The 21,387-nt window shown below is 60.3% G+C and carries 16 protein-coding genes; 15 read left to right on the forward strand and 1 reads right to left on the reverse strand.

The window, feature by feature from the left end:
* Positions 1-61: 61 nt before the first annotated feature.
* From PspR84_RS02080 to PspR84_RS02150, 15 genes are all read left to right on the forward strand, one after another.
* Positions 62-1,534 carry a cytosine permease gene (locus PspR84_RS02080; protein ID WP_150692952.1) on the forward strand — a complete coding sequence of 491 codons (1,473 nt, stop codon included), beginning with the start codon at positions 62-64 and terminating at the stop codon, positions 1,532-1,534.
* A 70-nt stretch (positions 1,535-1,604) separates the two neighbouring features.
* A complete protein-coding gene (locus PspR84_RS02085; RefSeq protein WP_160055043.1) occupies positions 1,605-2,573 on the forward strand; it encodes an ABC transporter substrate-binding protein in 969 nt (322 codons plus the stop codon).
* An 83-nt stretch (positions 2,574-2,656) separates the two neighbouring features.
* Positions 2,657-3,508: a proline/glycine betaine ABC transporter permease gene (locus PspR84_RS02090; protein ID WP_007949591.1), complete on the forward strand. Its 852-nt coding sequence runs from the start codon at positions 2,657-2,659 to the stop codon at positions 3,506-3,508.
* Positions 3,505-4,335 (forward strand): glycine betaine/L-proline ABC transporter ATP-binding protein, encoded by an 831-nt coding sequence (locus PspR84_RS02095; protein WP_160055046.1) that lies wholly within the window; start codon positions 3,505-3,507, stop codon positions 4,333-4,335. Before PspR84_RS02090 ends, PspR84_RS02095 begins: the two co-directional genes overlap by 4 nt.
* Positions 4,336-4,468: 133 nt before the next feature.
* On the forward strand, positions 4,469-5,992 hold the full coding sequence (gene hutH, locus PspR84_RS02100) for a histidine ammonia-lyase (protein WP_160055049.1): 1,524 nt from the start codon (positions 4,469-4,471) through the stop codon (positions 5,990-5,992).
* Positions 5,993-6,108: 116 nt separating this feature from the next.
* The gene (hutH, locus tag PspR84_RS02105; RefSeq protein ID WP_160055052.1) at positions 6,109-7,641 is read left to right on the forward strand and encodes a histidine ammonia-lyase; all 1,533 of its coding nucleotides are present in this window, start codon (positions 6,109-6,111) and stop codon (positions 7,639-7,641) included.
* 248 nt (positions 7,642-7,889) lie between these two features.
* Positions 7,890-9,095 (forward strand): imidazolonepropionase, encoded by a 1,206-nt coding sequence (gene hutI / locus PspR84_RS02110; RefSeq protein WP_160055055.1) that lies wholly within the window; start codon positions 7,890-7,892, stop codon positions 9,093-9,095.
* A 10-nt stretch (positions 9,096-9,105) separates the two neighbouring features.
* The gene (gene hutG / locus PspR84_RS02115; protein ID WP_160055058.1) at positions 9,106-9,909 is read left to right on the forward strand and encodes an N-formylglutamate deformylase; all 804 of its coding nucleotides are present in this window, start codon (positions 9,106-9,108) and stop codon (positions 9,907-9,909) included.
* Positions 9,910-10,150: 241 nt separating this feature from the next.
* Entirely contained in the window at positions 10,151-11,122 is a 972-nt protein-coding gene (gene pip / locus PspR84_RS02120) for a prolyl aminopeptidase (protein ID WP_008080611.1), read from the forward strand.
* Entirely contained in the window at positions 11,119-11,556 is a 438-nt protein-coding gene (gene dtd, locus PspR84_RS02125) for a D-aminoacyl-tRNA deacylase (protein ID WP_077570377.1), read from the forward strand. Before pip ends, dtd begins: the two co-directional genes overlap by 4 nt.
* Positions 11,557-11,905: 349 nt before the next feature.
* Positions 11,906-13,687, forward strand: coding sequence for a glucan biosynthesis protein G (locus tag PspR84_RS02130; protein WP_174244426.1), 1,782 nt, complete (start codon positions 11,906-11,908; stop codon positions 13,685-13,687).
* Positions 13,680-16,250, forward strand: coding sequence for a glucans biosynthesis glucosyltransferase MdoH (gene mdoH / locus PspR84_RS02135; RefSeq protein ID WP_160055061.1), 2,571 nt, complete (start codon positions 13,680-13,682; stop codon positions 16,248-16,250). Before PspR84_RS02130 ends, mdoH begins: the two co-directional genes overlap by 8 nt.
* Before the next feature lie 376 nt (positions 16,251-16,626).
* Positions 16,627-17,424 (forward strand): transporter substrate-binding domain-containing protein, encoded by a 798-nt coding sequence (locus PspR84_RS02140; RefSeq protein WP_034152980.1) that lies wholly within the window; start codon positions 16,627-16,629, stop codon positions 17,422-17,424.
* A gap of 130 nt (positions 17,425-17,554) precedes the next feature.
* Complete coding sequence (locus PspR84_RS02145; protein WP_150794142.1) at positions 17,555-18,514, forward strand: amino acid ABC transporter permease; 960 nt, start codon at positions 17,555-17,557, stop codon at positions 18,512-18,514.
* Entirely contained in the window at positions 18,507-19,241 is a 735-nt protein-coding gene (locus PspR84_RS02150; RefSeq protein ID WP_160055063.1) for an amino acid ABC transporter ATP-binding protein, read from the forward strand. The genes PspR84_RS02145 and PspR84_RS02150 overlap by 8 nt, the downstream gene beginning before the upstream one ends.
* A gap of 147 nt (positions 19,242-19,388) precedes the next feature.
* Here the strand turns inward: PspR84_RS02150 and PspR84_RS02155 are convergent, their stop codons facing one another.
* Positions 19,389-21,305, reverse strand: a complete 1,917-nt coding sequence (locus tag PspR84_RS02155; RefSeq protein ID WP_160055065.1) for a methyl-accepting chemotaxis protein — start codon at positions 21,303-21,305, stop codon at positions 19,389-19,391.
* Positions 21,306-21,387: the final 82 nt, after the last annotated feature.

The following is a 21,387-nucleotide window of genomic DNA, read 5'->3' on the forward strand; positions in this document are numbered from 1 at the left end:
CTCCTACAAAAGCAAAAGCCAAAAAAGAACAAAACCCGGAACAATCCACAGAGGTTGAATCATGGCTGTCAACACCGATCGTGCAGGCAACAAACCGTTGATCGAAAGGCGTTCGATCGACTACATCCCGGAAGCGGAAAGACACGGTCGTCTGTTTAGCCAGTTCACCCTGTGGATGGGGGCCAACCTGCAAATCACCGCAATCGTCACCGGGGCCTTGGCCGTGGTGCTGGGCGGTGATGTGTTCTGGTCATTGATTGGTCTGTTGATCGGTCAATTGCTCGGCGGTGGCGTGATGGCGCTGCATGCCGCGCAAGGGCCGAAACTCGGTCTGCCGCAGATGATCTCCAGCCGCGTGCAGTTTGGCGTCTATGGTGCGGCGATCCCTATCGTCTTGGTGTGCCTGATGTACCTGGGTTTTACCGCGACAGGCACGGTGCTTTCCGGTCAGGCGTTAGGCCAGCTATTCAATGTCAGCGACAGCGTCGGCATCCTGATTTTCGCTAGCGTTATCGTGCTGGTGACGGTGCTCGGTTATCGGGTGATCCACTGGATTGGTCGTGTCGCCAGCGTCATTGGCGTGATCGCTTTCGTCTTCCTGTTCTGGCGTCTGATGAGCCAGACCGACGTCGGCGCACTCCTGCAAATCCGTCATTTCAGCTGGAGCAGTTTCCTCCTCGCAGTGTCGCTCGCGGCCTCCTGGCAGATCGCATTCGGTCCTTACGTGGCTGACTATTCCCGTTACCTGCCGAGCAATACTTCGGCGGTAAAAACCTTCTTCGCCGCCGGTGCCGGTTCAGTGGTTGGCGCGCAAGTGGCGATGATCCTCGGCGTCTTTGCTGCGGCTTCGGCCAACGGCCAGTTCGCCGGTCATGAGGTGGCTTACATCGTCGGTCTGGGCGGCACCGGTGCCACCGCCGCGCTGCTGTACTTCAGCATTGCGTTCGGCAAGGTGACCATCTCGACGCTGAACTCCTACGGCAGCTTCATGTGCATCGCGACCATCATCAGTGGTTTCAAAGGCCATCTGACGGTGACCCGGATGCAGCGTCTGGTGTTTGTGCTGGTGATCGTTGGCGCAGCGACCCTGATTGCGCTGCTTGGTCAGCACTCGTTCCTCGGTGCGTTCAAGTCTTTCATCCTGTTCCTGCTCGCGTTCTTCACACCGTGGAGTGCGATCAACCTGGTGGATTACTACTGCATCACCCGTGAGCGTTACGACGTGCCGGCACTGGCCGATCCGAACGGACGCTACGGTCGCTGGAACCTGCTCGGTATCAGCGTCTATGTGTTCGGTGTGCTGGTGCAGCTGCCGTTCATCTCCACCAAGTTCTACACCGGCCCGCTGGTGGCTGCCCTCGGTGACGTGGATATTTCCTGGATCATCGGCCTGGTGCTGCCGGCCGTCGTCTACTACGTGTGCGCAAAAAAATGGCACAGCGCGGTGCCCGATCAACTGATTCTGCCGGTCGAGCAGAACAGCGTTGTACAACCTAAAACAAGCGGGGCCGGTCGCGCTGCGGCGCAGGCCTGATTTGGACGTGGACAGGGCTGGATGCCTCTTGACTGCCGTAAGCCAATTCATGATTAGGAGCGTCACAACAATGAAATCGAACAAGACCCTGCTGACCACATTGCTGTCCATGGGCCTGCTGGCCAGTGCCGGTGCGACCCAAGCTGCTGGCTGGTGCGAATCGGGCAAACCGGTGAAGTTCGCCGGGCTGAACTGGGAAAGCGGCATGCTGCTGACCGACGTGCTGCAAGTGGTGCTGGAGAAAGGTTACGACTGCAAGACCGACAGTCTGCCGGGCAACTCCATCACCATGGAAAACGCCCTGAGCAGCAACGATATTCAAGTGTTTGCCGAAGAGTGGGTCGGTCGCAGCGAGGTCTGGAACAAGGCCGAGAAGGCCGGCAAGGTTGTTGGTGTAGGCGCTCCGGTCGTCGGCGCGGTGGAAGGCTGGTACGTGCCGCGTTACGTGATCGAAGGCGACGCCAAGCGCAAGCTTGAGCCGAAAGCCCCGGACCTGAAAAACATCGCTGACCTGGGCAAGTACGCCGCCGTGTTCAAGGACGCTGAAGAGCCTTCCAAGGGCCGTTTCTACAACTGCCCGGCCGGCTGGACCTGCGAACTCGACAACAGCGAAATGCTGAAAAGCTACGGTCTGGAAAACAGCTACACCAACTTCCGTCCGGGCACTGGCCCGGCGCTGGATGCGGCGGTGTTGTCGAGCTACAAGCGTGGCGAGCCGATCCTGTTCTACTACTGGTCGCCAACCCCGCTGATGGGCCAGGTGGATCTGGTCAAACTCGAAGAAAAACCGGGCGTCGACAAGTCTGTGAGCATCAAGGTCGGCCTGTCGAAAACCTTCCACGACGAAGCTCCGGAACTGGTCGCCGTGCTGGAAAAGGTCAACCTGCCGATCGACCTGCTGAACCAGAACCTCGGTCGCATGGCCAAGGAACGTATCGAGTCGCCAAAACTGGCGAAAATCTTCCTCAAGGAACATCCTGAAGTCTGGCATGCGTGGGTCAGTGCAGACGCTGCCAGGAAAATCGACGCGGCGCTGTAGGTCGATACCTCCCGGTCAACCGTGAGGCTGGCCGGGAGATATGCCGTAAACGCTTGATTGAGATTTCTGATTGAGAGCCGCTTATGTTTCCCGAAAGCTTTACCTTTTCCATCGCCGACTGGGTCAACGGTTGGGTCGATTCGCTGGTCACCAACTACGGTGATGTATTCCGCCACATCTCCGACACCCTGCTCTGGGCCATCGTCAACCTCGAAGGCCTGCTGCGTGCGGCGCCATGGTGGTTGATGCTGGCCATCGTTGGTGTGGTTGCCTGGCACGCCACGCGCAAAGTCGTGACCACGGCGGTCATCGTCGGTCTGCTGTTCCTCGTCGGCGCCGTTGGCTTGTGGGACAAGCTTATGCAGACGCTGGCGCTGATGATGGTCGCGACGATCATTTCGGTGCTGATCGGCATCCCGCTGGGGATTCTCTCGGCGCGCAGCAATCGCCTGCGTTCGGTGCTGATGCCGCTGCTCGACATCATGCAGACCATGCCAAGTTTCGTGTACCTGATTCCGGTGCTGATGCTGTTCGGTCTGGGCAAGGTCCCGGCGATTTTCGCCACGGTGATCTACGCCGCGCCGCCGCTGATTCGCCTGACTGATCTGGGCATTCGCCAGGTCGACGGCGAGGTGATGGAAGCGATCAATGCTTTCGGCGCCAACCGCTGGCAGCAACTGTTCGGCGTGCAACTGCCACTGGCCCTGCCGAGCATCATGGCCGGGATCAACCAGACCACCATGATGGCCCTGTCGATGGTAGTGATCGCCTCGATGATCGGCGCCCGTGGCCTGGGTGAAGATGTGCTGGTGGGGATTCAGACCCTCAACGTTGGACGTGGTCTCGAGGCCGGTCTGGCGATCGTGATTCTCGCAGTGGTCATCGACCGCATTACTCAGGCGTACGGTCGGCCACGGCATGAGGTGAGCAAATGAGCAACGCAACCGTGAGCAAGATCGAAGTCAAAAACGTCTTCAAGATTTTCGGCAACCGCGCCAAGGATGCGCTGGCCATGGTCGGCCAGGGCAAGACCAAGGATCAGGTGCTGAGCGAGACCGGTTGCGTGGTCGGCGTGAACGATCTGTCGCTGAGCATCGGCACCGGCGAGATCTTCGTGATCATGGGCCTGTCGGGCTCGGGCAAGTCGACGCTGGTACGCCACTTCAATCGCCTGATCGATCCAACCAGCGGCGCGATCCTCGTCGACGGCGTCGACATCCTGCAATACGACATGGACGCCCTGCGCGAATTTCGCCGGCACAAGATCAGCATGGTGTTCCAGAGCTTCGGCCTGTTGCCGCACAAGACTGTGCTCGACAACGTCGCCTACGGCCTGAAGGTGCGTGGCGAGAGCAAGCAAATGTGCACGGAACGCGCGCTGCACTGGATTAACACCGTTGGCCTCAAAGGCTACGAAAACAAATACCCGCACCAGCTCTCCGGCGGCATGCGTCAGCGCGTCGGTCTGGCTCGGGCCTTGGCGGCGGATACCGACATCATCCTCATGGATGAGGCGTTCAGTGCGCTGGATCCGCTGATTCGTGCGGAGATGCAGGATCAGTTGCTGGAGCTGCAAAAGACGTTGCACAAGACCATCGTCTTCATTACCCACGACCTTGATGAGGCGGTGCGTATTGGTAACCGCATTGCGATTCTCAAGGATGGGAAGTTGATTCAGGTTGGTACGCCACGCGAGATTCTGCATTCGCCAGCGGATGAGTATGTCGACCGGTTTGTGCAGCGGCGGGCGGCGGTGGTTTAGGTAGATTTGTGTTGGCTGGGCTGGCCTCTTCGCGAGCAGGCTCGCTCCCACAGGGGACTGCATTCCAATGTGGGAGCGAGCCTGCTCGCGAAAGCGTCGGTAAAGCTGCATCAATGTTCGGATGAGGTTAATGATGTCCCAGGCTGAAAAAATCATTATCACCGGCGCCCCTCTGCGTTGGCAGGACGTGGTCGCCGTCGCCCGTCACGGCGCTCAACTCGAGCTGTCCAGCGACACCTGGGCGCGCATCGAAAACGCCCAAGCCATCGTCCAGCGCATCGTCGAAAGCGGCGAGCGCGCCTATGGCGTAAACACCGGCCTGGGCGGTTTGTCCAACGTTTCCCTGAAAGACGAACAACTCAGCCAGCTCTCGCGCAACACCCTGCTCAGCCATGCCTGCGGTGTCGGCCCGGTGCTTGCCGACGAGCAGACCCGCGCGATCATCTGCGCGGCGATCCACAACTACAGCCACGGCAAATCCGGCATCCACCGCCGCGTGGTTGAAGGCCTGCTGGCACTGCTCAATCGCGGCGTCACCCCGCAGGTTCCGTCGCAAGGCTCGGTCGGTTACCTGACCCACATGGCGCACATCGGCATCGCGTTGCTCGGCGTCGGTAATGTCCGCTATCGCGGGCAGATCACCTCGGCGCAACAGGTGCTGGCCGAAGAAGGCCTGCAACCAGTGCAACTCGGTGCGAAGGACGGTTTGTGCCTGGTCAACGGTACGCCGTGCATGACCGGCCTCAGCTGTCTGGCGATTGCCGACGCCACGCGGCTGGTGCAGTGGGCCGACGTTATCGGCGCGATGAGTTTCGAAGCCCAGCGCGGTCAGATCGATGCGTTCGATGCCGAGATCATCGCGCTGAAACCACATCCGGGCATGCAGCAAGTCGGCACAAATCTGCGCGCCTTGCTCGATGGCAGTGAAGTGATTGCGTCGAGCAAAGGCATCCGCACTCAGGATGCGCTGAGCATCCGCTCGATCCCGCAAGTGCACGGCGCCGCGCGTGATCAACTCGACCATGCGATCAAGCAGGTCGAAGCGGAACTCAACGGCTGCACCGACAACCCGCTGTTGCTCGGCACACCGGACAATTTCCGGGTGATGTCACAGGCCAACCCCCACGGCCAATCGGTGGCGATGGCGGCGGATTTGCTGGCAATTGCCATGGCCGAAATCGGTTCGATTGCCGAGCGTCGCCTCGATCGTCTGGTCAACCCGCACGTCAGCGGTCTGCCGGCGTTTCTGGTGGCCAATCCGGGGGTGAACTCGGGGATGATGATCGTTCAGTACGTCGCCGCATCGCTGTGTGCGGAAAACCGCCAATTGGCGCAACCGGCGGTGCTCGACAATTACATCACCTCGGGCCTGCAGGAGGACCATTTGAGCATGGGCACCAATGCCGCGCTGAAGCTGCATCGCGCGTTGGAAAACTGCACGCAGATCCTCGCCATCGAATACCTGCTGGCGGCGCAGGCGTTTGAATTTCTCAAGGAACAGCGCTTTGGCGCTGGCACCGATGTCGCTTGGCGACTGCTGCGCGAAAAAGTCCCGGCCTACGATCAGGATCGCTGGCTGGCGCCGGACATCGCTGCCGCTGCGAGCGTGTTGAAAAACCCGAATCTGCCGCACAACGTTTTACCGAATTTGCACTGACCAATACCCACGCCAGCGTGCCAAGGCGCGACTCCCCAAAAGGCGAGACGCGACGGACAACGGACATCTCCGGAGCGTCTGGCGAGTTAATAACAAACTCTCAAAAGGAGCACAAAATGACTGCGCTGAACCTGATTCCCGGCCAACTGAGCCTGGCCCAACTGCGTGACGTCTACCAGAACCCGGTCAAGCTGACTCTCGACAACAGCGCCTCGGCACAGATCGAAGCCAGCGTCGCTTGCGTCGAGCAGATCCTCGCCGAGAATCGCACCGCTTACGGCATCAACACCGGTTTCGGCCTGCTGGCCTCGACGCGCATTGCCAGCGAAGACCTGGAAAATCTGCAGCGCTCGCTGGTGTTGTCCCACGCCGCCGGTGTTGGCGTGCCGATCAGCGACGAGCTGGTGCGGCTGATCATGGTGCTCAAGGTCAACAGCCTCAGCCGTGGTTTCTCCGGCATTCGCCGTGTGGTGATTGATGCGCTGATCGCGCTGATCAATGCCGAGGTTTACCCGCACATTCCGCTGAAAGGTTCGGTGGGCGCGTCGGGCGACCTGGCGCCGTTGGCGCATATGTCGCTGGTGCTGCTGGGCGAGGGCAAGGCGCGCTACAAGGGTGAGTGGATGGAAGCTGTCGAGGCGCTGAAAGTGGCCGGCCTGACGCCGCTGACACTGGCGGCGAAAGAAGGTCTCGCGCTGCTCAACGGCACTCAGGTGTCCACCGCGTTCGCGCTGCGTGGTCTGTTTGAAGGTGAAGACTTGTTTGCCGGTGCGTTGGCGCTGGGCGGTCTGACGGTTGAAGCGGTATTGGGTTCGCGTTCGCCGTTCGATGCACGTATTCACGCCGCGCGTGGCCAGAAAGGTCAGATCGACGCCGCTGCGGCTTACCGCGATCTGCTCGGTGAGCGCAGCGAAGTCTCCGACTCGCACCAGAACTGCGAGAAGGTTCAGGACCCGTACTCGCTGCGCTGCCAGCCGCAAGTCATGGGCGCTTGCCTGACCCAGTTCCGTCAGGCCGCTGAGGTCTTGGCTGTCGAAGCCAATGCCGTTTCCGATAACCCGCTGGTCTTCGCTGCTGAAGGCGATGTGATTTCCGGCGGTAACTTCCACGCCGAACCGGTGGCCATGGCTGCTGACAACATGGCCCTGGCCATCGCTGAAATCGGCTCGCTGAGCGAACGCCGAATCTCTCTGATGATGGACAAGCACATGTCGCAGCTGCCGCCGTTCCTGGTGGCCAATGGCGGGGTGAACTCCGGTTTCATGATTGCTCAAGTGACGGCAGCGGCATTGGCTAGCGAGAACAAGGCGTTGTCGCATCCGCATTCGGTGGACAGCCTGCCGACTTCAGCCAACCAGGAAGACCACGTTTCCATGGCGCCTGCGGCTGGCAAGCGTTTGTGGGAAATGGCCGAAAACACGCGCGGGATTCTTGCGGTGGAGTGGCTGGCGGCGGTGCAAGGGCTGGATCTGCGTAACGGCCTGAAGACCTCGGCGAAGCTGGAGCAGGCGCGGGCTATTCTGCGTAAGGAAGTGCCGTTTTATGAGAAGGATCGGTTCTTTGCGCCGGACATTAACGCGGCGACTGAGCTGTTGGCTTCGCGGTGTTTGACTGGGTTGGTTTCGGCGAAGCTTTTGCCTAGTTTGTAAGTGTGTTTTCAGGGGGATGTTTGCAGTTGCTGAAATCGATCCCCCTCACCCCAACCCTCTCCCCCAGGGGGGAGAGGGGGAAGGGAGTATATCTTCATCGTTTTCGAAGCCTGAGGTCGGCTCAAGACGTTCAGGTCGATGTATCTCGACAGAACAACCCGGTCAGTCCCCTCTCCCTCCGGGAGAGGGCTAGGGTGAGGGGCTTTTCAGAGGCCACCCACCAAACCAACCCCCAACGGAGGCCAACAGTGAAAACCCTCTGGCAACACTGCCACGTGGCAACCATGGCGCAGGGCGTCTACTCGATCATCGAGGATGCGGCTATCGTAACGTCCGGTGCGCTCATTGAGTGGATCGGCCCGCGTAATCAACTGCCATCTGGCGAATACCCGGCGGTCAATGATCTGCAAGGCGCGTGGGTCACGCCCGGCCTGATCGACTGCCACACCCACACCGTGTTCGGTGGCAATCGCAGCGGCGAATTCGAAAAACGTCTGCAAGGCGTTAGCTATGCCGAAATCGCAGCCTCCGGCGGCGGCATCGCCAGCACCGTGCGTGCGACTCGCGAAGCTACCGAAGACGAGCTGTTCGCCAGCGCCGCGAAACGCCTGAAAAGCCTGATGCGCGACGGCGTGACCACGGTCGAAATGAAATCCGGCTACGGCCTCGATCTGGGCAACGAACGCAAAATCCTCCGCGTCATCCGTCGCCTGGAAAAAGAGCTGCCGATCAGCGTGCGCAGTACCTGTCTGGCTGCCCACGCGTTGCCGCCCGAATACAAGGATCGCGCCGACGACTACATCGATCTGGTCTGCGACGTGATGCTGCCGGCATTGGCAGCGGAAGATCTGATCGATGCCGTGGATGCCTTCTGCGAATACCTGGCGTTCTCGCCAGAACAGGTCGAGCGTGTCTTCATCGCCGCGCAAAACCTCGGTCTGCCGGTGAAACTGCATGCCGAACAACTGTCGTCGCTGCATGGCTCCAGCCTCGCCGCGCGCTATAAGGCGCTGTCCGCCGATCACCTGGAATTCATGGACGAAGCCGACGCCATCGCCATGGCCGAAGCAGACACCGTCGCGGTGCTGCTGCCGGGCGCGTTCTACTTTCTGCGCGAAACCCAGTTGCCGCCTATGGACGCCCTGCGCAAGCACAAGGTGAAGATCGCCATCGCCAGCGACCTCAACCCCGGCACTTCGCCGGCGCTGTCGTTGCGGCTGATGCTGAACATGGCCTGCACCTGTTTCCGCATGACCCCGGAAGAAGCCTTGGCCGGCGCGACCATTCACGCCGCGCAGGCACTGGGCATGGCCGACACCCACGGATCGCTGGAAGTCGGCAAGGTCGCGGATTTCGTTGCCTGGCACATCGATCGTCCGGCGGATCTGGCCTATTGGCTCGGCGGTGATCTGGACAAACGCGTCGTGCGTCACGGCGTCGAATCAAATCTGTAGGAGAGCGGTTGTGGATAAGGTTCTGAACTTCAAACAAGGCCGCGTGCCGTTGTTGGTCAGCATGCCGCATGCCGGGGTGCGGTTGACCCCAGCGGTGGAAGCCGGGTTGATCGCGGACGCGAAAAGCCTGCCGGACACCGACTGGCACATTCCGCAGTTGTACGACTTCGCCGAAGAACTGGGCGCGAGCACTCTGGCTGCCGAGTACTCGCGGTTCGTCATCGACCTGAATCGTCCGTCCGACGACAAACCGCTGTACGCCGGCGCCACCACCGGACTGTATCCGGCGACGCTGTTCGATGGCATTCCGTTGTTCCGCGAAGGGCACGAGCCGTCGCAAGAAGAGCGCGCGACTTATCTGGAGCAGATCTGGACGCCGTACCACCGCACGCTGCAAGAAGAGCTGGCACGACTGAAAGCCGAGTTCGGTTACGCGCTGCTGTTCGATGCGCACTCGATCCGTTCGATCATCCCGCATCTGTTCGACGGCAAACTGCCGGACTTCAACCTCGGCACCTTCAACGGCGCCAGTTGTGATCCGCAACTGGCCAGTCAGTTCGAAGCAATCTGCGCCGGCCACAGCCACTACAGCCACGTGCTCAACGGCCGCTTCAAGGGCGGCCACATCACCCGCCAATACGGCAACCCGGCCGAGAACATCCACGCGGTGCAACTGGAGTTGTGCCAGAGCACCTACATGGAAGAGTTCGAACCGTTCCGCTATCGCGCCGATCTGGCCGAGCCGACGCGGGTGGTGCTCAAAGAGTTGCTGCAGGGCTATCTGGCGTGGGCAAAGTCTCACTACACCGCATAACCCCTGTGGGAGCGAGCCTGCTCGCGAAGGCGTCCGGTCAGCCAACATCTACGTTGAATGACACACCGCATTCGCGAGCAGGCTCGCTCCCACAGGATGGTGTCCAGCCTGCGAAGTTTACGGCTGACAAACGGTGACTGCTCTGGAGCATGCTCATTGACGTAAATCGGGTTTATGATGCCCAACGGCAGAATAATAGAAGTCCCCCCAGGGATGACCACGACCCCTTACGGAGCGCGCAATGCAGACTTTGTTTCCGCAGATCAAACCTCACGCCCGGCACGATCTGGCTGTCGATGACACCCATACGCTGTATGTCGACGAAAGCGGTTCACCGGAGGGTTTGCCGGTTGTGTTCATCCACGGCGGCCCCGGCGCCGGTTGCGACGCGCAGAGCCGTCGCTATTTCGATCCGAACCTCTATCGCATTGTCACCTTCGACCAGCGCGGCTGCGGTCGCTCCACGCCGCACGCCAGCCTGGAAAACAACACGACGTGGGATCTGGTCGCTGACCTTGAGCGCATCCGCAAACACCTGGGCATCGACAAATGGGTGCTCTTTGGCGGTTCGTGGGGTTCGACCCTGGCGCTGGCTTACGCGCAAACCCACCCGGAGCGTGTTCACGGCTTGATCCTGCGCGGGATCTTTCTCTGCCGTCCGCAGGAAATCGAGTGGTTCTATCAGGCCGGTGCCAGTCGTCTGTTCCCTGATTACTGGCAGGACTACATCGCGCCGATTCCGCTGGACGAACGCGACGACCTGCTCAGCGCTTTCCACAAGCGTCTGACCGGTAACGACCAGATCGCCCAGATGCACGCGGCCAAAGCCTGGTCGACCTGGGAAGGGCGCACCGCGACCCTGCGGCCGAACCCGCTGGTGGTCGATAGGTTCTCCGAGCCGCAACGCGCGCTGTCGATTGCGCGGATCGAATGCCACTATTTCACCAACAATGCTTTCCTTGAGCCGAACCAGCTGATTCGCGACATGGGCAAGATTGCCCATCTGCCGGGCGTGATTATTCACGGCCGCTATGACGTGATCTGCCCGCTCGACAACGCCTGGGAACTGCATCAAGCCTGGCCGAACAGCGAACTGCAGGTAATCCGTGATGCCGGCCACGCAGCCTCGGAACCGGGCATCACCGATGCACTGGTGCGTGCTGCGGGCAACATGGCCCGGCGCCTGCTCGACCTGCCGCCCGAAGAAGCATGAAGGGCCTTTTACAGCGCGTTCGCGGTGCGCGCGTCGAGGTAGATGGAGAGGTAGTGGGCGCCGTTGATCACGGTTTGCTGGTGCTGGTGGCGGTCGAACCCGACGACACGCGTACCAGCGCCGACAAACTTCTGCATAAACTGCTTAACTATCGGGTATTCAGTGATGCGGAGGGCAAGATGAACTTGTCCCTCGCCGATGTCGGTGGCGGGTTGCTGCTGGTCTCGCAGTTCACCCTCGCGGCCGACACCAAAAGCGGGTTGCGCCCGAGCTTTTCGACGGCCGCGCCTCCAGCCTTGGGCGAGGAATTGTTCGACTATCTATTGAGCAGTGCGAAACAGGTGCATGGCACTGTGGCATCAGGTAGATTCGGCGCCGATATGCAGGTGCATTTGGTCAATGATGGCCCGGTTACCTTTTTGTTACAGACCTGAATGCGCTTGAAACACCTTTTTGGGAAATTTCGACTGTTTTTAGGGTGTTTTCGCGATAAATACTTTGTTACCCCTGATGCGTTGTCATGCGGGCTACTAGATAATCGCGCGCACTGGGATCAGCGTTCGCTGATCCATTTTCACTTAGGTAGAGACTTGTCCGGATCCGATTGGGGAATCATTTTGCCCCAGCGGAGTCGGAACAATGCTCGCCAACTTGGCAAGGGTGCTCTGGAAGCTCGGCTTTTCACTGCCGAAAGCCTCACAGGCACTTCATCTGGCCGTTGGTTTATTGATCTGTTTTCGGCGAGGGTTGCTCGTGATTGTTAGTCCCTGTAATGCAGCAAAAATGTCTGCCAAACGCATGCGAAGTGCCCTGGTAGCGGGTTCGGCGCTCCTGTGCCTGCTCAGCGCCGGTCAGCTTTGGGCGTTCAATCTTGACGATGTATCGGCCAAGGCCAAAGAGCTGGCCGGGCAGAAGTTCGAGGCCCCGCGCAGCAACCTGCCGAACGAATTCCGCGACATGAAATTCGCGGACTATCAGAAAATCCGCTTCCTCACCGAAAAGGCTGAGTGGGCTGATCAGAAGACTCCGTTCAAACTCTCTTTCTATCACCAGGGTATGCACTTCGATACACCGGTGAAAATCAACGAAATCACGGCGAACACCGTCGAAGAGATCAAATACGATCCGACGCGCTTCGATTTCGGCGACCTGAAATTCGATCCGAAAGCCACCGAACAACTGGGCTACGCCGGTTTCCGTGTGCTGTACCCGATCAACAAGGCTGACAAGCAAGACGAAATCATGACCATGCTCGGCGCGAGTTACTTCCGCGTTGTCGGCAAGGGCCACACCTACGGCCTCTCGGCGCGTGGTCTGGCGATTGATACCGCGCTGCCGTCGGGTGAAGAATTCCCGCGTTTCCGCGAGTTCTGGATTCAACAGCCGAAGCCGGGCGACAAGCACCTGGTGATCTTCGCCCTGCTGGATTCGCCGCGTGCCACCGGTGCCTATCGTCTGATCCTGCGTCCGGGCAGCGACACCATTGTCGATGTCAAGGCGCAGATGTTCCTGCGTGACAAGGTCGGCAAACTGGGCATCGCGCCGCTGACCAGCATGTTCCTGTTCGGCGCCAACCAGCCGTCGAAGGTCCTCAACTACCGTCGTGAACTGCACGACTCCAGCGGTCTGTCGATCCATGCCGGCAACGGTGAGTGGATCTGGCGTCCACTGAACAACCCGAAACACCTGGCCGTGAGCAACTTCAGCGTCGAGAACCCGCGTGGTTTCGGTCTGCTGCAACGTGGCCGCGACTTCAGCCACTATGAAGACCTCGACGATCGCTACGACAAGCGCCCAAGCGCCTGGATCGAGCCGAAGGGCGAGTGGGGCAAGGGCACCGTTGATCTGGTAGAAATCCCGACCGCCGACGAAACCAACGACAACATCGTTGCGTTCTGGAGCCCGGAAAAAATGCCGGAGCCGGGCCAACCACTGGACTTCGCGTACCGCATGCACTGGACCATGGACGAAGCGGCGATTCACGCGCCTGACAGCGCCTGGGTATCGCAGACTCTGCGTTCGACCGGTGACGTCAAGCAATCGAACCTGATTCGTCAGCCGGACGGCAGCGTTGCCTACCTGGTCGACTTCGAAGGTCCGTCGCTGGCCGCGCTGACCCCGGATGCCGATGTGCGCAGTCAGGTCAGTGTTGGTGACAACGCCGAACTGGTTGAGAACAGCGTGCGCTACAACCCGGAAACCAAAGGCTGGCGCTTGACCCTGCGGATGAAAATCAAGGACGCGAGCAAGTCGACCGAGATGCGTGCCGCTCTGGTTCAGCCAGTCGTGACCGCTGATCTGGCGAAATCGGTGCCGGCGTCCAACTCGTCCGTCGCCAAGGCCGACAAGGTTGCCGCCAAGCAACAAGAGAAAATCGACAAGGAAGCCAAGGCCGCCGAGGCCAAACAGGCCGACGCCAAGCCAGCCGCGGATGCCAAGGACAAGGCCAACAAAGACGCCAAGCAGCCAGTTGCTGCGGACGCGGCCCCAGCCACACCGGAATCGGCACCGACTGAAGAAGTCCTGACCGAGACCTGGAGCTATCAGTTGCCTGCCGATGAGTAACTCTCAAGTACAGCCAGAGACTCTGTCCGAGTATCTGGCGCATCTGCCGATGACCGACGAGCAGCGCGCGGAACTCGCGGGCTGCCAGTCGTTCAGCGAGTTGCATGAACGCCTGTCGTCCTCGACATTCGACGCCCCTGCCGAAGCCGCCCAGGCTTCGGTGGGCAAGCGCCTGACGCTGAGCACGGCTGAAGAGCTGGAAGAAGCGGAAATGCTGGTGCTCGACGCCAGCGGTCGGGTCAGCCTCAAGGCCACCCCACCGATCCGCCGTACCAAGGTGGTTCCGGAGCCGTGGCGCACCAATATTCTGGTGCGTGGCTGGCGCCGTATGACCGGTCGCACCAACCCGCCGCAGCCGCCGAAGGACGAAAACGTCCTGCCGGCCGCGCGCTGGCGCACCGTCGGTTCGATCCGTCGCTACATTCTGTTGCTGCTGATGCTCGGTCAGACCATCGTCGCCGGCTGGTACATGAAAGGCATCATGCCGTACCAGGGCTGGTCCTTCGTCGATCTGGAAGAAGTCCTGCATCAACCGTTGTTGCAAACCGCCACGCAAGTGCTGCCATATGCGCTGCAAACCAGCATCCTGATTCTGTTCGGGATTCTGTTCTGCTGGGTATCCGCCGGTTTCTGGACCGCATTGATGGGCTTCCTCGAGTTGCTCACCGGTCACGATAAATACCGTATCTCCGGCAAAAGCGCCGGCAACGAGCCGATTGCCAAAGACGCCCGTACCGCGCTGGTGATGCCGATCTGCAACGAAGACGTACCGCGCGTGTTCGCCGGTCTGCGCGCAACGTTCGAATCGGTCGCCGCCACCGGTGATCTGGATCGTTTCGACTTCTTCGTGCTCAGCGACAGTAACGACACCGATATCTGTGTCGCCGAGCAACAGGCCTGGCTGGATGTCTGCCGCGAAGCCAAAGGCTTCGGCAAGATCTTCTATCGTCGCCGTCGCCGTCGTGTGAAACGCAAGAGCGGCAATCTCGACGACTTCTGCCGTCGTTGGGGCGGTGACTATAAGTACATGGTCGTGCTCGACGCTGACTCGGTGATGAGCGGCGAGTGCCTGACCAGTCTGGTGCGCTTGATGGAAGCCACGCCGGACGCCGGGATCATCCAGACCGCGCCGCGTGCGTCGGGCATGGACACCCTGTATGCGCGCATGCAGCAATTTGCGACCCGCGTGTACGGCCCGCTGTTTACCGCCGGTCTGCACTTCTGGCAGCTGGGTGAATCCCACTATTGGGGTCACAACGCGATCATTCGCATGAAGCCGTTTATCGACCACTGCGCCTTGGCGCCGTTGCCGGGTAAAGGTGCGTTCTCCGGTGCGATTCTGTCTCACGACTTCGTTGAAGCCGCGTTGATGCGCCGTGCCGGTTGGGGCGTGTGGATTGCCTACGACTTGCCGGGCAGCTACGAAGAACTGCCGCCGAACCTGCTCGACGAACTCAAGCGTGACCGTCGCTGGTGCCACGGCAACCTGATGAACTTCCGCCTGTTCCTGGTCAAAGGCATGCACCCGGTGCACCGCGCGGTGTTCCTCACCGGCGTGATGTCGTACCTGTCGGCGCCGTTGTGGTTCTTCTTCCTGGTGCTGTCGACCGCGCTGCTGGCGGTGAACACGCTGATGGAGCCGCAGTACTTCCTTGAACCGCGTCAGCTCTATCCGCTGTGGCCACAATGGCACCCGGACAAGGCGATCGCGCTGTTCTCGACGACCATCGTGCTGCTGTTCCTGCCGAAACTGTTGAGCATCATCCTGATCTGGGCCAAGGGCGCGAAAGAGTTCGGCGGCAAGTTCAAGGTGACCCTGTCGATGCTGCTGGAGATGCTGTTCTCCATGCTGCTGGCGCCGGTGCGGATGATTTTCCACACCCGTTTCGTCCTTGCCGCGTTCCTCGGCTGGGCGGCGACCTGGAATTCCCCGCAGCGTGACGACGACTCGACGCCATGGAGCGAAGCGGTCAAACGCCACGGCCCGCAGACCCTGCTGGGCTTCTGCTGGGCGCTGCTGGTGATCTGGCTGAACCCGAGCTTCCTCTGGTGGCTGGTGCCGATCGTCGGTTCGCTGATGCTGTCGATCCCGGTATCGGTGATCTCCAGCCGTGTCGGTCTGGGCCTGAAGTCCCGTGACGAGAGCCTGTTCCTCATCCCTGAGGAATACAATCCGCCACAGGCGCTGCTGGCGACTGATCAGTACACCCACGAAAATCGTTACCACGCCCTCAACGACGGCTTCGTCCGCGCGGTGGTCGACCCACAGCAGAACGCTTTGGCGTGCTCGCTGGCGACCTCGCGTCACGGTCAGGCCGAGCCGATCGAGTGGCTGCGTCAGGAACGTGTGCGTCACGCGATCAAGGTCGGCCCGGCCGGGCTGAACAACCATGATCGGTTGCAATTACTGAGCGACCCTGTGGCGCTGGCGCGTCTGCATGAGCTGGTCTGGGCCGAAGGTCACGCCGAGTGGCTGGATGCATGGCGCGCTTCGGTGAAAGCCGATCCGCATGCGCCGTTGTTGCCGTTGAGACCGGTGAGCTTGCAGGCTCAGCCGGCCTGATGAGAGAACCCCGCTGATTCAGCGGGGTTTTTTTGTGGCGCCGAAAAGCCCCTCACCCTAGCCCTCTCCCAGAGGGAGAGGGGACTGACCGAGTTGGATGTTCGAGTTACACCGACCTGATCTTGCTTTACCGAATCCATAATCGACTCGATCTTTCAGGTCCGCGTATAGCTTGAGACACCTCGGTCGGCTCCCTCTCCCTCCGGGAGAGGGCTGGGGTGAGGGTCAGCTCGTGATTGTTAAACAAATCGTCCATTAAACCTTGTGCAAAAAAACGAGTGCGTTAGCATCCGTCCCCGAATTGGCGCACCCGGGCTTTTTTGCCCGTCACTGTTGGTTTTCGCGCCGCACACGCAATGGTTTTGGGGACTTGAAGATGAAGAAGTATCTGTCGATGCTGCTGGTCGGCGTCACGGCACTGGTTGCAGTCAATGCGGCGCAAGCCGGTGCAATCGATGACGCGGTCAAGCGCGGCACGTTGAAAGTCGGTATGGATCCGACCTACATGCCGTTCGAAATGACCAACAAGCGCGGCGAAATCATCGGCTTTGAAGTCGACATCCTCAAGGCCATGTCCAAGGCCATGGGCGTCAAGCTGGAGCTGGTTTCCACGGGTTACGACGGCATCATCCCGGCGCTGATGACCGACAAGTTCGACATGATCGGCAGCGGCATGACCCTGACTCAGGAACGCAACCTGCGCCTGAACTTCAGCGAACCGTTCATCGTTGTCGGCCAGACCCTGCTGATCCGCAAGGAGCTGGAAGGCACCATCAAGTCGTACAAAGACCTGAACACTGCCGACTACCGTATCACCTCCAAACTCGGCACCACCGGCGAAATGGTCGCCAAGAAGCTGATCTCCAAAGCCAAATACCACGGCTACGACAACGAGCAGGAAGCCGTGCTCGACGTGGTCAATGGTAAGGCTGACGCCTTCATCTACGACGCGCCTTACAACGTGGTCGCGGTGACCAAAGTCGGCGCCGGCAAACTGGTGTTCCTCGACAAGCCGTTCACCTACGAGCCTTTGGCGTTTGGTCTGAAGAAAGGTGATTACGACAGCCTCAACTTCATCAATAACTTCCTGCACCAGATCCACGAAGACGGCACCTACGATCGCATCCATGACAAGTGGTTCAAGAGCACCGAGTGGCTCAAGGACATGGAATAACGCTGGTCTGCCAGACCGCGTCGCCCCTTTCGCGAGCAGGCTCGCTCCCACATTGGAATGCATTTCAAATGTGGGAGCGAGCCTGGTCGCGAAGAGGGCCTTGTAAGCAACACCAATTCCGGAACCTGCAATGAAACAGAAAAAAGCCCAATGGCCCTGGCACGTCCTCACCGTGCTGGTGCTGGTCGGCCTCGCGGGCGCGTTGTATTACGCGACGTCGCTGATGTCCTACGAATGGCGCTGGAATCGCGTGCCGCAGTACTTCGCCTATCAGGCTGAAGAAACCCAGCGTGCCACGGACATTTCCACCGTCACCGAACTGGTGCGCAAGGGCAGCAGCGCGCAAGTCACTCTGCGCAATGACGCCGGTGACGAGCAGCACCTGACCGTCGACGAGAACAGCCTGCAATTCGCTCAGGGCGACGATGTGGCCGAAGGCGACGTCGTGGGCGTGACCCGGCATTGGGCGGCAGGACCGTTGTTGTGGGGCCTTTGGACCACGCTTTGGCTGTCAGTCGTTTCCGGTGTCCTGGGTTTGCTGATCGGTCTGGTCACTGGCCTGTGCCGGCTGTCGAACAACCCGACCCTGCGCGACCTCTCGACCATTTACGTCGAGCTGGTACGCGGCACGCCGCTGCTGGTGCAGATTTTCATTTTCTATTTCTTCATCGGCACGGTGATGAACCTGTCCCGCGAATTCGCCGGGATCGCCGCGCTGTCGCTGTTCACCGGTGCCTACGTGGCCGAGATCATCCGTTCCGGGGTGCAATCGATTGCCCGTGGCCAGAACGAAGCGGCGCGTTCGCTCGGTCTGAGTGCCGGTCAGTCGATGCGCCACGTGGTGCTGCCGCAAGCGCTGAAACGCGTGCTGCCGCCGCTGGCCGGGCAGTTCATCAGCCTGGTCAAGGACACCTCGCTGGTGTCGGTGATCGCCATCACCGAGCTGCTGAAAAGCGGCCGTGAAGTCATCACCACCTCGTTCTCGCCGTTCGAGATTCTGTTCTGCGTCGCCGGTCTGTACCTGTTGATCAACCTGCCGCTGTCGAAAATCGCCAGCCGACTTGAGCGGAGGCTCGCGCAAAGTGATTGAAGTCCGCGATCTGGTAAAAGTCTTCGACACCCGTGGGCAAGTGGTGCGCGCGGTGGATAACGTCAGTACCACGGTGGCCAAGGGCGAAGTGCTGGTGGTCATCGGCCCGTCCGGTTCCGGAAAGTCGACTTTCCTGCGTTGCCTCAATGGCCTGGAGGAATTCGATTCCGGCTCGGTGAGCATCGACGGTCTGCAACTGGCCGACCCGACAACCGACGTCAACGCCTACCGCCGCGAAGTCGGCATGGTCTTTCAGCACTTCAACCTGTTCCCGCACATGACCGTGCTGGAAAACCTCTGTCTGGCGCAGAAAGTCGTGCGCAAGCGCGGCAAGAAAGAGCGCGAGGCCAAGGCGATTGAGTTGCTGCAGAAGGTCGGTATTGCACAGAAGGCCAATGAGTTTCCGTCACGCCTGTCCGGCGGTCAGCAACAGCGCGTGGCGATCGCCCGGGCGCTGGCGATGGAGCCGAAGGTCATGTTGTTCGATGAGCCAACCTCGGCGCTCGACCCGGAAATGGTCGGCGAGGTGCTGGACGTGATGAAGAACCTGGCCGTGGAAGGCATGACCATGGTCTGCGTGACCCACGAGATGGGCTTTGCCCGGGAAGTGGCGGATCGGGTGTTATTTTTCGATCACGGCAAGCTGCTGGAAGATGCGGCGCCGGCGGAATTCTTTGATGCGCCGAAGGATCCGCGCGCGAAGGCTTTCTTACGTCAGGTCTTGTAATTTCAGCGTCTCTCAGGACGCCTTCGCGAGCAGGCTCGCTCCCACAGTTGACCGAGTAGTCCAGGCGGACGCGGTCCAATGTGGGAGCGAGCCTGCTCGCGAATGGCATCACCCCGGTCCACAGTGAACCGAGGCCGATGAATCACTTCAAACCTTGAATCGACCGACCAGCATCTGTAGATGCGTGCCCAAGCGCGCCAGCTCAACGCTGGAAGCCGCCGTCTCTTCGCTCGCCGCCGACGTCTGATCCGACACATCCCGCACATTCAGCACGCTACGGTTGATCTCTTCAGCCACCGCGCTCTGCTGCTCGGCCGCTGCCGCAATCTGTTGGTTCATCGCCTGAATCGCCGAAACTGTGCGGGTGATGCTTTCCAGCGAACCGCCCGCGCGACGGGTCAGCTCAACGCTGCTGTCAGTGAGGGTGCGGCTGTTGTCCATGATCGTTGCCACTTGCTGGGTGCCGTTTTGCAGACCGACGATCAGCTCTTCGATCTCTTCGGTGGACTTCTGCGTGCGCTGGGCGAGGCTGCGTACTTCATCGGCAACCACGGCAAACCCACGCCCGGCTTCACCGGCACGCGCAGCCTCGATGGCGGCGTTGAGGGCCAGCAGGTTGGTTTGCTGGGCCACGGATTTGATCACGTCGAGGACGCTGCCGATCTTGTCGCTTTCGCGTTTCAGTTCGCCCATGGCCTCGGTGGAGTGGCCGACTTCAACCGCCAGACGCTCGATCTGTGCGATCGCTTCGCCCACCACTTTGTCGCCTTCGCGAGCCTGTTGGTCAGCGGCGACGGCGGCTTCGGAAGCTTCTTCGGCGTTGCGCGCAACTTCTTGCACGGTGGCGGCCATTTCGTTCATGGCGGTGGCGACCTGATCGGTCTCGATTTTCTGATTATTGACCCCGGCACTGGTTTGTTCGGTCACCGCCGACAGCTCTTCAGCGGCGCTGGCGATCTGGGTGACGCCATCGCTGATCCCGCCCACCAGTTCACGCAAGCCTTGAGTCATGCTCTGCATCGAGCGTTGCAATTGGCCCAGTTCATCGCGACGCAGGGACACCAGATTGTGGGTCAGGTCGCCAGCGGCCACGCGCTCGGCGACTTTCAGGGTCTGGTTCAGCGGGATGATGATCTGCCGGGTGATCGCCCAAGCGGCCAGCAGACCGAATGCTACCGCCAGTGCGGTGGCGATCAGCAGCAGGTTTTTGGCACGCGCCGCGTCAGTGTCGCGAACCACGGTCTGCGATTCAGTGAGTTTCTTGCTCACAGCGATCAAAATGTCGCCCTGAGCAGACATGTTGGCCAGTGCTGCAGCGTTTTTTACTTGAGAATCACGGAATTGAGCCACGGCTGCACGGTAAGCCTTAAGCGAGTCGGTGGCTTGCTGCAGGTTGCCGATATGCTGATCCGGGACGCGGGACGGCAGGCTTACGAGGTTTTTCAGGGCATTGTCGATCGCGGTCAGGGCGGGTTGCTCGGCATCGGCCTTGCCGCTGTAGGTGTAACCGCGCACCTGATATCGCGCTTGCTGCAGCAGTTTGCTCAGTTCTATCACCGCGTTGTATTGCGCGATGCTGTCGCCTTGTAGCAGTGCGCTCTCGACCTCGCCGACCTTGGCCACGGCATTGTCGGCATTGGCGCCGAGCTTGCTGCGCGCGTCTTCACGCTGCACGGTGGCCTGCGTCATTTCACCGAAGGCACGCTTGTATTCAGCCACGGCAGCCAATTGTTGATCAACCATCGCCACATCGGACGGCTGCTCGATCATGCCGCGTGCCGATTGCAGACCGCTTTCGAGTTTGCTCAGGAATTCGTTGACCGTGCCCGGTCCCTGCTCGCCGCGACGCATGTCGTAGTCCATGCGCGCCAGGCGCAGGTCCTTGGTCAGCTCGTTGAGGCTGGAGATAAAGCCGAGTTTGTCACCACGGCTGATGATGCCGCTCATGCCGGTCCAGCCGGTGAAGGTGATCAACAGGGTCAGCAACAGCACCAGGCCGAAACCGATGCCCAGCTTGCGTTTGACGCTGACGTTTCCAAGACTCTCGGCTAACCAACGGTACATGCGACCACTCCCTTCGGACCACTAATTGGACTTATGGAGAGGGTATCGGCCGAATGATGGCAATCTGTAACACCACTTATCT

It is taken from the genome of Pseudomonas sp. R84, from assembly GCF_009834515.1.
GTDB lineage: Bacteria > Pseudomonadota > Gammaproteobacteria > Pseudomonadales > Pseudomonadaceae > Aquipseudomonas.